The organism is Halorubrum sp. CGM4_25_10-8A (assembly GCF_005435025.1).
In the GTDB taxonomy this organism is placed as follows: Archaea; Halobacteriota; Halobacteria; order Halobacteriales; family Haloferacaceae; genus Halorubrum; species Halorubrum ezzemoulense.
Genome location: NZ_SGTX01000004.1, coordinates 99,779 through 113,431, shown reverse-complemented (window position 1 = coordinate 113,431; position 13,653 = coordinate 99,779). Strand labels below are relative to the sequence as shown.

At 62.1% G+C, this 13,653-nt stretch carries 12 protein-coding genes and 1 pseudogene; 10 read left to right on the top strand and 3 right to left on the bottom strand.

The window, feature by feature from the left end:
- Window positions 1-3: 3 nt before the first annotated feature.
- Both EXE52_RS06500 and EXE52_RS06495 read right to left on the bottom strand, forming a co-directional pair.
- The gene (locus EXE52_RS06500; protein WP_089308427.1) at window positions 4-1,524 is read right to left on the bottom strand and encodes a molybdopterin-dependent oxidoreductase; all 1,521 of its coding nucleotides are present in this window, start codon (window positions 1,522-1,524) and stop codon (window positions 4-6) included.
- Between the two features lie 152 nt (window positions 1,525-1,676).
- Complete coding sequence (locus tag EXE52_RS06495; RefSeq protein WP_089308426.1) at window positions 1,677-2,240, bottom strand: HalX domain-containing protein; 564 nt, start codon at window positions 2,238-2,240, stop codon at window positions 1,677-1,679.
- Window positions 2,241-2,384: 144 nt separating this feature from the next.
- On the opposite strand from EXE52_RS06495, the gene EXE52_RS06490 reads away from it, so the two are divergent.
- Window positions 2,385-3,116: an ATPase domain-containing protein gene (locus EXE52_RS06490; protein ID WP_094579684.1), complete on the top strand. Its 732-nt coding sequence runs from the start codon at window positions 2,385-2,387 to the stop codon at window positions 3,114-3,116.
- A 97-nt stretch (window positions 3,117-3,213) separates the two neighbouring features.
- Here the strand turns inward: EXE52_RS06490 and EXE52_RS06485 are convergent, their stop codons facing one another.
- Window positions 3,214-3,552 (bottom strand): helix-turn-helix domain-containing protein, encoded by a 339-nt coding sequence (locus EXE52_RS06485; protein ID WP_049932657.1) that lies wholly within the window; start codon window positions 3,550-3,552, stop codon window positions 3,214-3,216.
- Window positions 3,553-3,737: 185 nt separating this feature from the next.
- Between EXE52_RS06485 and EXE52_RS06480 the strand changes: the two genes are divergently transcribed.
- The 9 genes and pseudogenes from EXE52_RS06480 to EXE52_RS06440 all read left to right on the top strand — a co-directional run bounded on the left by EXE52_RS06480 (window position 3,738) and on the right by EXE52_RS06440 (window position 10,811).
- Window positions 3,738-4,076 carry a hypothetical protein gene (locus EXE52_RS06480; protein ID WP_049932656.1) on the top strand — a complete coding sequence of 113 codons (339 nt, stop codon included), beginning with the start codon at window positions 3,738-3,740 and terminating at the stop codon, window positions 4,074-4,076.
- 224 nt (window positions 4,077-4,300) lie between these two features.
- Complete coding sequence (locus tag EXE52_RS06475; protein ID WP_089308424.1) at window positions 4,301-4,885, top strand: SHOCT domain-containing protein; 585 nt, start codon at window positions 4,301-4,303, stop codon at window positions 4,883-4,885.
- Window positions 4,886-5,227: 342 nt separating this feature from the next.
- Window positions 5,228-5,836 (top strand): archaellin/type IV pilin N-terminal domain-containing protein, encoded by a 609-nt coding sequence (locus EXE52_RS06470; RefSeq protein WP_089308423.1) that lies wholly within the window; start codon window positions 5,228-5,230, stop codon window positions 5,834-5,836.
- A 2-nt stretch (window positions 5,837-5,838) separates the two neighbouring features.
- Window positions 5,839-6,513: pseudogene (locus EXE52_RS19000) on the top strand (archaellin/type IV pilin N-terminal domain-containing protein); the annotation flags it as partial.
- Window positions 6,514-7,292: 779 nt separating this feature from the next.
- On the top strand, window positions 7,293-8,114 hold the full coding sequence (locus tag EXE52_RS06460) for a hypothetical protein (protein ID WP_137703566.1): 822 nt from the start codon (window positions 7,293-7,295) through the stop codon (window positions 8,112-8,114).
- A 559-nt stretch (window positions 8,115-8,673) separates the two neighbouring features.
- Complete coding sequence (locus EXE52_RS19140) at window positions 8,674-8,793, top strand: AbrB/MazE/SpoVT family DNA-binding domain-containing protein (protein WP_129452496.1); 120 nt, start codon at window positions 8,674-8,676, stop codon at window positions 8,791-8,793.
- Between the two features lie 6 nt (window positions 8,794-8,799).
- Entirely contained in the window at window positions 8,800-10,038 is a 1,239-nt protein-coding gene (locus EXE52_RS06450) for an RNA-guided endonuclease TnpB family protein (protein WP_137703565.1), read from the top strand.
- A gap of 237 nt (window positions 10,039-10,275) precedes the next feature.
- The gene (locus EXE52_RS06445) at window positions 10,276-10,551 is read left to right on the top strand and encodes a HicB family protein (RefSeq protein WP_080508760.1); all 276 of its coding nucleotides are present in this window, start codon (window positions 10,276-10,278) and stop codon (window positions 10,549-10,551) included.
- A 2-nt stretch (window positions 10,552-10,553) separates the two neighbouring features.
- On the top strand, window positions 10,554-10,811 hold the full coding sequence (locus tag EXE52_RS06440) for a type II toxin-antitoxin system HicA family toxin (protein WP_049933484.1): 258 nt from the start codon (window positions 10,554-10,556) through the stop codon (window positions 10,809-10,811).
- The last annotated feature ends 2,842 nt before the right edge of the window (window positions 10,812-13,653 follow it).

Here is a 13,653-nt window from a genome sequence, read left to right as displayed (position 1 = left end):
CGTTCACTCGCCGACCGTCCGGCGGACCCAGCCCGACGCGCCGCTCGGGACCGGGCCGGACGCCTCGCTGGTCTGGCGCGTCCCCTCGCCGTCGACCGCGCGGACGACGACCTCGTGTTCCCCGGCGGGCTCGAAGGCGTGGCGCCACTGCCGCCAGACGTCCGCGTCGGGCAGCGCGTCGGAGAGCTCGGCGTCGGTCCACGAGTCGCCACCGTCGGTCGACACCTCGACGCGCTTGACGCCGGGCGTCCCGGCGTAGGCGTGGCCGGCCAGTTCGATCCGGCCGTCGCCGAGTTCCGTGATCCCCTCGTCCCAGAGCTTGGCCACGGTGGTCACCTCGCCGGTCCCCTCCCAGCCGCGCTCTTCCCAGTAGCCGTCGTCCTCGACGTTCAGCAGTTCGATTTCCGAGAGCCATTTCACGTTCGTTTCGCCCCAGTGGCCCGGGATCAGCGTCCGGACCGGGTGGCCGTGGTTCGTCGGGAGCTCCTTGCCGTTCATCCCCCACGCGAGGAACCCCTCGGCGAGTATGTCCACTGGGAACTGAACGTAGTACCCGTCCTCGCCGCGCAGCATGGCGCAGTTACAGTCGCCCTGGGGGTCCACGGATTCGAGCAGCGGCCGGATCGGCGTCCCCGTCCAGACGGCGGTGCCGATTCGGCGCCCGTTCAGGTCCTCCCCGACGCACCGCAGCGTCACCGCGCGGTTCTCGGCGGGGCGCTCGATCAGCTCGTCGAAGTCGACCGTCTGCCCGGAGCCGGTCTCGCCGGTGAACGTCAGCGACCACTCCTCGGCGGTGACCTCCGGGTCGAACTCCGCGATGTCAACGTTGTAGAACTCGCCGATCGGCGTCACCATCTCCTGGAGCCCGTCGCTTTCGACCGTCAGCGACGCCGAGTCGAGTTCTCGGAGCCGCGCGGCTGTGCCCTCCGACCGCGGGGCGTTGGGGAGGGGATCGTCGGCCGACGCGATCGCCCGCCGGCCGACGACGGTCGCGGCGACGAACCCGAGCGCGCCGGCGACGACCCCGAGCGTCCGGCGGCGCACCGCGTCGACGACCGCCGGCGAGCCCCTCACTGTGCCGGTGTCACCTCCGGACGGGGTCGCGGACGACGGCAACCACCCGATCCCGACGACGACCGCCGCGGGGAGTGCCGCGCCCAGCGCACCCGTCGAGACGCCCGTCAAGCCGGCGGCAAGCAGCCAGGATCCCCCACCCGCGATCGCGGCGCCGACTGCTCGCCGATCGGTGCGCACGGCGAGCCGAAGGCCCGCGAACGCGACCGTCCCGAACAGTCCGACGGCGATCGCGAGCGCCAGCGCGATGTGGATCAGGTGGCCCGCCTCGCCGAGCGTTTCGATCGTCGCCGTCACGATCGGTCCAGGAGTCAGGTTGACGACGGTTTGGTCGATCGGCCTGACGACGAACGACGGCGTCCACCCCGCGACGAGGTACGAGCCGGCGATCGCGGCCGCGCCGGCCGCCGCGGCGAGAAGCGTTTCCCGTCGCTCGGTAACGTTGGTCACGGTCAGGGTTAGGGCCGCAGTAACTTGAACTGCGGCCTCGGCCGAAACCGCTACAGTACCGTCGGCGTCGCCGGAGTACGCACAGCCGTGACGGCGAGAAAAGCGATCGGAACGAGCGCCGCGAGCGATCGCAGCGAGGGAGCGGCGTCGCGTTAGGCCTCGCCGAGGTCGCGGAACATCGCGCGGTAGTCGTCGGTCGACAGCGACTCGCCGAGGTCGTCGATGTCGGCGTCTAAGTCCTCCAACCGGTCGACCAGTTCGGCGTACGCCTCGTTCTCCTCGCGCTGTGCGGCCGGTTTCTGTGAGCTGAGAACCGCGCGTTTGCTGGCGAGCGCGGCGGCCTCCTGGACGAGGTCGTCGTACTCGCTGCGCGTCAGTAGCGTGTCGATGGCTGCGAGCAGCTTCGAGCGGCTCACCGGCTTGGTGAGGTAGAGGTCGAACCCCATGTCGATGATGTCGAAGTCGGGTTCGACCGCGGTGACCATCGCCACGCGACAGTCGTACCCCTCCTCGCGGATGTGTCCCAAGACGTCGTCGCCGCTCCCGTCGGGGAGGCGGCGGTCGAGGAGCACCACGTCGACGGCGGCGTCGACGCGGTCGATCGCCTCGGCGGCGGTCTCCGCCACGTCGACGGCGTACTGCTCCTCTAAGAAGCCGGCGTACAGCGCCGCGATGTCTGGCTCGTCCTCCACGACGAGCACCGACGGATCGCTCACCGCCGATCACCGCCCAGGGCGACCGGACACGCTTCACCGGGCATACACGAATGGGCGGCGTGTCGAGAGATAAAACTGTCGCCGTTCGCTCGCCCGATGTGCTCAACCGTCTTTTATATACCCTGGCCGTCAAAGAGGAGACGAATGTCAGAACTCGTCTCCACCGGGGTCGAGGGGCTCGACTCCATTCTCACCGGCGGCATCACCGAGCGGTCGACGGTCCTCGTCTCCGGCAACCCGGGCACCGGCAAGAGCATCTTCGGCATCCAGTACCTCCATCACGGCGTCTCCGAACACGGCGAGCGCGGCGTCTACGTCTCCTTCGAGGAGGACGAGGCCGACATCCGCGGCGCGGCCGCGTCCGTCGGCTTCGAGGGGTTCGACGAGATGGTCGACGACGGCGACATCGTCATCCTCGACAAGCGGGAGATGTTACGCGAGACCGACTTCTCGACCGCGGTCGACCGCCTGCTCGACACGGTCGAGGACGGCGATTTCGACCGGCTCGTTCTCGACTCGCTGTCGATGTTCCAGTTGTTCTTCGACGCCGAACAGGAGAAGCGCACCTACCTGCTGAAGTTCTCGGACATCCTCAAGGCGAACGGGCTCACCTCCCTGCTCATCAACGAGCAGGGCGCCGTCTTCCCCGACACGGAGGTCAGCTTGGAGAACTTCCTCACGGACGGGAACATCTACTTTATCCAGACGCCGACCGACTCCGGGGTCAACCGCTACGTCTGGGTGGCGAAGATGCGGAAACAGGACATTGACACCGACATCTTCCCGATGGAGATTGGGCAGGGTGGGATCACGGTCCATGAGCGCGCCGGCGGGTTCTCGATGATGGGCGGCTCCGACGACCAGCCCTCGTTCTAACCCTCGCAGCGCGGCTGCGTCGATCGCGACCCGGTGACGCTCTTTCGATCGCGGCACGATCGACGGTCTTCCGACCGCCGCCGCCGCCCAACGCTGATCACTTTCGCGATGAGAGGTCGCGCCAGACGTCGTCGAGGCGGTTCTTCACCGCCGACCGCTCCTCCACCTCGACGGTGAGTCCGTCGCGGAAGTCGACCTCGACCCCGTCGACCCTCCGACGGTACACCTTCACGCGCCGGTGTTCGTCCGAGAGCGGGCGGTCGTGTAACTCCAGTAGATCGGCCTCCTCCAACTCGTTGATCCGTCGGTAACACGTCGCGATCGGGACGTCCAGCTGGTCGCTGAGATCCTGCGCCGACTTCGCGTCGCCCGTCGCCGTCAGGATGTCCGTGTTGTATTTGTTACCGAGTACGGTGATCAGATTGTCCCCCACCATTCACGTTATCGGGATTGATTTTTATCTCTTATAACGGTACCGGTGAGTGCCCCGGGCGGCAACCCTCGCGATCCGGCGTGCGGTACGGGACCACGGGCGGTTCGGCGACTCGAATCGGTTTGCCGTGTTATCGCCGCTGATACCCGCTCCCGTGGGTTTATAATCCGCATTCGAGCAGGTGAGGTATGGAGCTCATTGAGGGGTTGTACCTGATGACGACCACCGTGCTGGCCGGCGCGAGCGCGACGCTGGTTGCGTTCGCCGTCGCGGCGTATCGGTCGTCCGGCCGCACGGCGATGGCGTACCTGGCGGTCGGCTTCGGACTCGTCGTCGTCGCGGCGGTCGCGACGCCCGCGGCCGCCTTCCGGACCGAATTCGCCGACCCCGAGGCCCTCCTCCTCGTCAACACCGGGCTGCTGGCGGCGTCGATGGCGCTCGTCGCCGGGAGCCTCGCGGTGTACGAGCCGGGAACGCGCGAGTTCGTGATCCCCGAGTCGGAGCTGTCGCGTCTGCGCGATCGGTGACAGTCGGGTCCGAGCCCTAACCCCCCGCGTCGCCGCCGAATCGATCCTAAGCGAACGCCGCGAAACCGGAAGCGTACCCCGCCCCCCGACGCCCTTTTGCGTTCTCGGTTCGTAGCGATCTCGATGACAGATCGCTGTCGAAACGGCGGCGCGACCCCGAGCCCGCGACCGGCTCCGCGGCGGCGCCGACCCGGTGAATCGCCCCGAGGCTCGGGGCGTCGACGATGACGGCTGCCGACGCCCGCGGGGGTCGCTCGCCGGTCGCGCGCCTCTCGGATCTCGCCGCGCGCGCCGGCGTCGGCGCCGGGGTCACGGTGCTCGTGAGCGTCCTGCCCGTCGTCGGGCTGGTCGCGCCTGCGGTCGGCGCCGGCGTGGCGAGTTGGACCGACGACGCGGAGCGCCCCCGCGGCCCGAAGATCGGGGCCGCCACGGGCGCGCTGGTCGCGCTGTTGTCGCTGCCGCTGACGTTCTTTGCGGTGTGGGTCGCCGCCGCGGTGTCGCCCGCGGCGACCGTCGGCGTCCTCGCGCTCACGCTGTTCGGCGCGGCGTACGTCGTCGGCAGCGGCGCGCTCGGCGGCTACCTGGCGGACCGGATCGCCGCCGAGCGCGATATCTCGCCGGCGGACGCCGACCGCGAGGCGCCCGCGACGCCGATCGAGCGCCTCAAACACCGCTACGTCGAGGGCGAGATCTCCGACGCGGAGTTCGAGCGCCGCCTCGACCGACTGGTCTCCGCCGACCGCGACCGCACCGACTCGGCGTCTCGGCGCGAGCCGCCCGAGACGACTGCCCCCGAGCACGAGCGCTGAAACGGCCTTTGGGGGATCGCTTTTTCGAACGGCGTCGTTGACACTCGGTATTCTCTCCTTCTCGCTTGTCACGTCTCGCCCGACGCGGTCGCCGCTCGTTCGCACATCGGATTGGTGATAGAGACCAGTCGGTACCGCCGCTGCGCCGCAGATCCAGATCTGATACTCTCTCGCCGAAGTCGTTGATATATTCTGTAACTAAACTACTCAAAATAACCCGAAAATCGCACGACGTGACGTGTTTATCAACTCGGATAACCGGGAACGTGATCTTAAGTAGGAAATCCGCTTCGCTATCGATAACGCCCGCCGGGCAGGCCGGGGGCCGACGCAACACAACCAATGTTCGAAACCATACTGGACGAGGAAGAGCGCGGTCAAGTGGGGATCGGGACCCTCATCGTGTTCATCGCGATGGTGCTGGTGGCGGCGATCGCCGCTGGCGTCCTGATCAACACGGCCGGGTTCCTCCAGACGCAGGCGGAGGCAACGGGGCAGGAAAGTACACAGCAGGTGAGTGACCGGCTTCAAGTCGTGAGTCAGTCCGGAACGTTCGACGATAATCAAGGAGACGGACAGATCGTCGAACTGGACTTCGTGCTCGCTCAGTCGCCAGGCGCGTCCAATGTCGACCTGAGTGAGACCTCAGTCGAACTCATCGGTGAAAGTGGACAGGAGTCATTCACACTCAGCACCGCTTCTGATGGGACCGGAATTGACATGTTCAAAGGAGAAAATAATGTTGTCTTCACCGATAGCAGTGACCGCGCGCAAGTGACAATTGGGCTTGACGCGGGCAGCAACTTTGTTGATAACAACGCTGGTGAGAGCGCCTACGTTCTCGAAGAAGGCGACTCGTTAACGGTAACGTTCACGACGCCGTCGGGTGCAACGACGACGAGTGAAATCCGCGTGCCCAGCACCGTCGTTAGCGATTCAGTGAGGCTATAACAATGTTCGAATTCATTACCAACCCCGAGGAGCGCGGTCAGGTGGGGATCGGGACCCTCATCGTGTTCATCGCGATGGTGCTGGTGGCGGCGATCGCCGCCGGTGTCTTGATCAACACGGCCGGGTTCCTCCAGACCCAGGCAGAAGCAACGGGCCAAGAGAGTACTGACCTCGTTTCTGAGCGGATTGACGTGACGAGTGAGGTCGGAATCGTCGGTGACCCGGCTACCGGTGTGTTAAACGAAGTTCGGTTGGGCGTCTCCGGTGCTCCCGGCGCCGACCAGATCGACTTAACACAGACGACTATCCAAGCAGTCGGCCCCGGCGGACAACAGAACCTCGTGTTCACGAGCACCCCGTCCGGTGGGAGCGAAGTGACGCAACTATCCGTGCCGTCAATTTCCTCCGGTTCGGGTACTATCAACGTAGGCGTTAGTTACACTAATATTCCTGCGTTCGATTCTGGTAACTCTAGCCAGAAGCTGGTCGTCGAGTACGATGCCGGTGGTGACGGCAGTATCCAGGAAACGACGCAAGTGACAGGTGGCAACCTCGACAGTAGCTCGATCGAGTTTGGCGCTGCTTCCTCTGGTGATGGTAAAATCACGGCATCCCCCAGCAAAGGCGACAAAGTCACCTTCGACCTTGTTAATGACGACAACGGCGACAGTAGCGTTCTTCAAGAAACGGTTACCCAAACAGTCGAGAGGACTGCGCTCACAGTTGGTCCTGTTTCGAATGGGGCAACCGAATTTACTGTGGATATTAATTACGACAACATCGAATCAATCGACGACTCGGATGACACCCAAAAGGTGAAGATTACCTACGATCCGGGGGGTGCGGGTACCACGACGACAGCAACGGCTGATGACATCACTAGTGGCTCGGTGACAATCACTGCGATTGATGGCACCGCTAGCGGTAATACGGAAATCGACGCCTCCGGCGGCACCACCGCTGGCGAGTTCGATAGCGAAGACATTGATATCGAACTGACTGATGGCAGTAACACCATTGGAACTGTTACTACGCTCACTGTTGGTAGCGGTAGCGGAATAGAAATCAGCCCAACGAGTGATCTCAAGGCGACGGCAGTCCTCAGCAACAAGGTTACCGACCTCGGATCGAACGAGTTCGCCGTCGGTTCGGACGGCAACTTCCGGTCCTCGGCGGTACTCAACGAAGGGAAAGACTACACAATCCTGATCAACCCTGAAGTGGGAGCCTTACGAGACACGGACGACTCCGAGGCGTTCGGTGAGAGTGACTCCGCCACGCTCGATATTGTCTCGCCCTCCGGCGCGACGACGAGCGTCGAACTCCGTGCACCTGACCTCTTCAACAAGAACGGCGAAGCTGTCCGGCTCTAACGACTCTCGAATTACAAGTTAACCGCCTCGGCGGAGCCGATCCGCCCGCAACACCTATTTTACGGCGCGCGATACCATGACGCATGAGTGACCACGACGCGCCCGCGGCCGACCCGGACGCGCCGCCCGCCGACCCCGACGAGCTCGACTTCACCGATGACGAGAATGTCGTTGAGATCGAGGAGGGTCGGTACGTCGTCGGGACGAACGGCCGCCCCAACGTCGGGCGCTCGCAGGACGACCGCCGGCCGCCGCCGAACGACGCCGCTCCTCCCGCCGACTCGAGCGAGTTCACCGCCGTGGAACCCGCAAACCCCGACGACCGCCGCCCGGCCGGCAACGACCCGCGGGCGAGCGCCGCCGGGCCCGGCGTCGAGGACCGCGACCAGCGACAGGCCGATGAGCGGGGTCGATCGGGGGGACGGCAGCGTGGCGGCGAGCAAGGACAGCCCGGGAGGCAGGACCGCGCAAGCGGCGAAAGCGGTGTCGGGCGTCAGGGTCGCGCGCGGTCGCGTTCGGGCGGTCAGCGGTCTCCGTCCGACGCGAACGCGGTCGACCGGCAGACGGTGAGCCGGTGGCTGGCGACCTCCTTCGACGGCGACGGCTTCGACTACGGTATCGATGCGACGCTCCACGCGAACGGCGACACCACCCGCCAGCGGACCGTGTCGAACGACGTGACGGCGACATTCGACACGCTGATCTCGTGGTTCGCCTCCAATGCGGGGCCGAACTCGCCGACGCCGGAGGCGATCGGGTTGCTGCTCGCCGCTTCCGAAACGACAGTCAACCTGCCGCCGGTGGTGATCAAGCGGTTCGCCGCAAACCAGGGGCTCACGGCGAGCGATAGTATCGGCGACCTCGTGCGCGCCGCCGAAGAGGAAGGCGGCTTCCAGATTGAGTGAGCCCTGTTGAGGTCGATTCTCAGGACAGGTTCACACCACCACTTCAACGCGAGCGTTGATTAACTACAGAGCGCAGATACTGTTGTAGAAGGCTTACAACGCCCGAATCACCTCGGTTTTTGAACGGGCCGCATCCACTGGTTGAGGTCGCTGACGGTTTCTTGACTCACATGGACCCACGTCTGGCCATTCCAGGTCTCTTCGACACGCTGCCAGTGGTCATTCGACTGTGGAATGAACCGCACTCGATGGCGGGTTCCTGCGTGGTCAGTAAACTCGAGAACTTGTTCACACCGAGTTGACGACGTCATTGGCTGTGTTGGAGTCGCAGTACTTTGTGGAGCTGTACATTCAGTTTGTGAAGCGCTGTCGACCGTTGCTGTGTTGCTGTCTGACATTTGTTCACCGGAGGGAATCTCTCAATCATACCCTCCACCCCGCTCGGGGGGTACAAACTACTTTTGTACAGGCGGCCGAGGCGACTGCCCCGGGGCTTGACCCCGGGGTTGAAGCCGACAGCATTATTATGCTTAAGACAGTATAATTCAGTATTGGACAGATGGAATGCTATCCAAAACTGCGACAACGGGGTGTTGTCACGATCCCAGAAGAAGTCCGAGACGGTCTTGATCTGGAAGAAGGCGACCAACTGAAACTCATCGTCGAAAAACTCGACTAACCAACCGTGAAACACACGCTTCGTTTTCGCGCGTACCTGCCTGACGACGTGGAGAGCGAAGCGTGGCACCACATCGACATCCTCCGGCAGATCCGCAACCACGCTGTCCGAGACTACTACAACTCCGACTACAACGACCGACCATCAGACTACGACCAACACAACAAACTCACCGCTTGGGCAGACCGCTGGCCGACCTTCGCGGAACCCTCCAGACACGCCGCACAACAAGCAATCACTCAGATCCACAGCGATCTGGAAACACTACAAGAACGTCGAGAAAACGGCTACAACGTCGGAAGGTTACAGTGGCAAGGCAACGGCGAATTTCGCTCAGTGTCGTACAATCAACCCCGTCGCTGGAACGTGGATCACAACACGGGCGACGACCGATTCGTGCGACTCCGACTCGAAAAGATCGGCTGGTTCAATATCCGAGCAGACCGCAACGTGCCATCCAAAGATGAGATTGACGAGGTCATCCTCAAAAAAGAATCGACGGGTGAGTGGTACGTCTCGCTCGTCACCACCGTGGAAGACACGCCAGAGAAACCGTCACTGAGTGAGGTTAAACCCGAAGACTGTGTGGGTGCTGACCTCGGCATCACCAACTACATCCACACCTCGAAAAATCTGTCCGTGGCTACGCTTGACCTGTCGGACGAGTACGACCGGTACGCACGCGAGCAGCGGAAACTCGCTCGGAAAGAACACGGCTCTAACAATTGGGAGAAACAACGCCAACAGGTGGCGCGAGCCAAACGCAAAATCAAGCGGAAGGTCGAAGATTTCCAGCACAAGCTGACAACGTGGCTCGTGAAAAAGTACGATGTGGTGGCCGTGGAGGATTTGGACGTGAAACCGATGCTGGAAACCAGTCAAAATGCGAAAAGCAAACAGGATGCGGCGTGGTCGCAGTTCATCGAACTGTTAGAGTACAAAGGTGAATTACACGGCACACACGTTGAAACGGTTGAACCTCGTGGGACGACAAAAGAGTGTTCGGTTTGTGGCGTCGAGACGGCCAAGCCGATCTGGGTGCGGGAGCATTCGTGCCCTGCGTGCGGACACAAGGAAGATCGTGATTTGAACGCGGCGAAGAATATTCTCACTCGTGGATTGCGGCAGTTAGGGCTGGGACAGTCCGAATCAACGCCTGTGCAGACTGCGCTCCCTACGTTCACGCCTCACCGAGAGGCCGTGGATGCAAAGCGCGTCGTTGAAGCAGGAAGCCCCGGGGCTTGACCCCGGGGTGCGTTCACCAACTACTAGACGGGATCAGATCTCGATGGCTGAGCCCACAGGCGTTCACTTGACGTACCGCAATCCAAATTCTCATTCGGCTCTGCTGAAATCCTATTATTCAGATATATTATCGGCTGAAACAGCCGGTCGACAAAGAGTGCGTATCGAGCATCAATGGTCTGTGTGAGACGGTAGGTCTCCCGAAGCGTTTTGCGTCTCGGTGAAGTACCGGCAGGTATGGCACGAGCTGACTCTGGGAATTCGGACCCTCCTGAACGGGAAATCCGCTTAGTGAAGAACCCAGATGGTCAGTGGACGGCTCGTGATCTCCGTGTCGGCGTGACTGCTCAAGGTAAAAGCCGGGACGTAGCACTTGACAATCTTGATGCCGTCATTGAGGCGGTAGAAGGTGATGGCGGGCGGCCTCCAACCGATGAGGAGATACGTGACCTCGGTGTTGATCCTGAAGTCGCTCAATCACAGAGCGATGAGATCCCCGATGTTTTACAGTAGCAATGGTGACGCGGGATTTTTCCGGTGAAGACGTGTACAAAGTGCTGACGAACGTTGGTGGATTTCAGCACGTCCGTACCACAGGGGATCACCTGATTCTTCGATGGGACCCACCAGAAAGCCATGAGAACACGGATACGCGTACCGTGATTGTTCCGGCCCACGACTCAATCAGCATCGGAACGCTCCATGATATTGCTGACGACGCCGGTGCGGAGAATTTCGAAGCGTTCTGCGAGTGGATCGACGAGAATCGGTGACGACCGATATAGGTTTCTGAGTCACCTGTATTGACCGGAACCGGAGTAGAACGTATCACTTTCTGAGGATTTCAACGGAGCCCCTCATTCAAATTTAAATAGAATAATTCACAAAAATACGGTAGCGTTGCCATCACACCCGATTACCGACACGATTATACTTAGACCGCTTAGCTGAAGTTCTAAATTACGGACAATAAGCAGTATAATCGCAAGACGTAGCGGGGTTACTCTGTTAGGAAACCGACTGATAATAAAAATAAAAAAGAGCTACCCAGAGGATCCGACAGAGCGTGTGAATAACATAGGGCGGTGCCATCCACCGGGGCCCAAGCGACCACTGACCGGGGCGGACACCCGATCCAATACACTACACAGATCGGCAAGCGACCAGAGCACCGAGACTTGGGAAACCACTCGACGCGGCCTCAACATCGGCAGCCACACCGAGGACGAACCCACGTGGATGGATCCGGTCTGATCTGCTCAGCAGCAACCCACCCCTTGTCGTCAGCCCACCAAGGCCACGCACACTGGAAGCCCCAGGCCGATAGTGATGCGGCTCGCCACAGTCTGGTGAGACGGCTGTAATATCGTTATATCATACACGCCTTTCAGGAGACCTCCGATTCGGTAGCAGCCAACAGACGATACCAGGGCGGGAAGCAGGGCGATTGCCTGGGAGTAGACGGACAGTCCCGAGTAGCAACTGGTGGTCTGTCGCGAAGACATGAGACTCCTTCATTGAGCAGGCGGGTCTCCTACGGGAGGAAAAACGGAGCAAGCGGGTCTCCTACGGGAGGAAAAACGGAGCAGGCGGGTCTCCTACGGGAGGCAATGACGGGGTCTGTGTTGGAAAACGAGACGTTGTTCTTTCAGGAACGGGATGTCCTGCGGTAGGAAACAGGATGTTTTGCGTTGGGGGATCGTTTGTCCTGCGGTAGGAAACAGGATGTTTTGCGTTGGGAGATCGTTTGTCCTGCGTTGGGGGATCGTTTGTCCTGCGTTGGGGGATCGTTTGTCCTGCGTTGGGGGATCGTTTGTCCTGCGTTGGGGGATCGTTTGTCCTACGGTAGGAAACAGGGTGTCTTGCGTTGGGGGATCGTTTGTCCTGCGTTGGGGGACGGGGGGTCTTGCGGTGGGAACCAATGAGTTCTGCGGTGGGAACCAATGAGTTCTGCGGTGGGAACCAATGAGTCCTGTGGCGGAAAACGCTGAGTCCTGCGATGGAGAACGATGAGTCTTGTATTGGGAAACGGTGAGTCCTGCGGTGGGAAACTGCTGATCCTACAGTCGGGAACAACTGATCTTCCATCAGGATACGGTTGGTCCTACGGTAGGGAACGGGGGGCAATCTGTCGCCAGCGGCTGGTCCTGCGGTTGAGAACGGACGGGGGTGCGCACGGACAAACGGAGCCGTGCGTCCGGACACGGCGGCGTCTGTCTCACACACTGGACACGTCTGCGTCCGGAAGCGGCTACTCACAAGAACTGGATTGGCGAGGCCTGTCCAAGCTATCACCCGGTCAACTGTAGGCCAGCAAGCACTCGAACGGGGGGTAGCGCTGACAGGAACCCAACTTGAGAGTCCGCCACAGGGCATGCGATGTATGCCGCCTGTCACTGCGCCGGACTTGTCAGGAGCCGCTGTCAGGCGGCGCTGCTGGTGCTACATGGTGAACGCAACCGAGACACCACCGGTGAATGTCGTGTCCAACTGGCGCCCACAGATACGGGTCACGCGGACGGCGCGAGCAGGGACTGGGGGTGTGTTCACTGCGCGAGTGTCGGGTGCTTGCGGGTCGCGACATGTGGTATCGGTAGCATCGCCGGTGGGCAGCCACGAGTTAGCCGTCCCGAGTGACGGTGCGAGCCGGTGGGTACGACTGGATCGAGGGTGGGTAAGACGGGTATGCGGTGCGTGGCGTCGTGTCGGGAGCCTCCCTAAACGACGGCGTCGTCGTCGTGGCTGCGGTGTGTCGCGATCGTCGTTGGCGTCGGGAACGAGGGGGTCCCTACTGGGGCGCGCACGCAGTGACAACGCGGTGGTCGGGTGGGTCATGATCTGGTCACACGGATCACGCGGGGAGTCCGCAGGGATTTCTCCAGTCGGCGGCATGGATCGACGCGACAGCTAACCGGGTGGTGAACCAGGACACAGTGTTGAGCGAGTGCGTCATGGATGGCTGGCGTCCCGTCTCCTAACGGGGGATGGACTGTGGTCCCGTTCAGGGAGCGATGGCTGCTGGCGAGTCGTGCGTCTCGGTGCGTCGCAGTGGTCACGGCGGTGTCTCAGTGTGGTGTGTGCGGTTTTTCGGTCGTCCGAGCACGGCGTGGCGACCAGTGGCGTTGTGCTGAGCGTGATGTCGACGTGGGGAACGACGGCGTCTTGGGTTGTGATTGTGGTGGGGAACGACGGCGTCTTGGGTTGTGATTGTGGTGGGGAACGACGGCGTCTTGCGTTGTGATCGTGGTGGGGAACGACGGCGTCTTGCGTTGTGATCGTGGTGGGGAACGACGGCGTCTTGCGTTGTGATTGTGGTGGGGAACACCACGGTCGTGAGGGAACTGCGCGGCGTGGGACAGTCGGTGTTGCTGTAGTGGTGACGGATCGATCGCACGGTGCTGTGGCGGTGTACGAAGCGTCCCGACGACGTCGACAGCGACGCCGCCCGGAAGGGCGCCATGCCAAGAGCGGAGGCGACGTCGTGGTGCGTGTGGTGGGAGGCTGGTCTCACGTCCCGGATCGGCCTGGGGACACTTGGGGCCACGGTGGGTTCAGACGAGAATTACTCTGGGCTCTCGGTGGGTTCACATTAGAATTACTCTGGGCTCTCGGTGG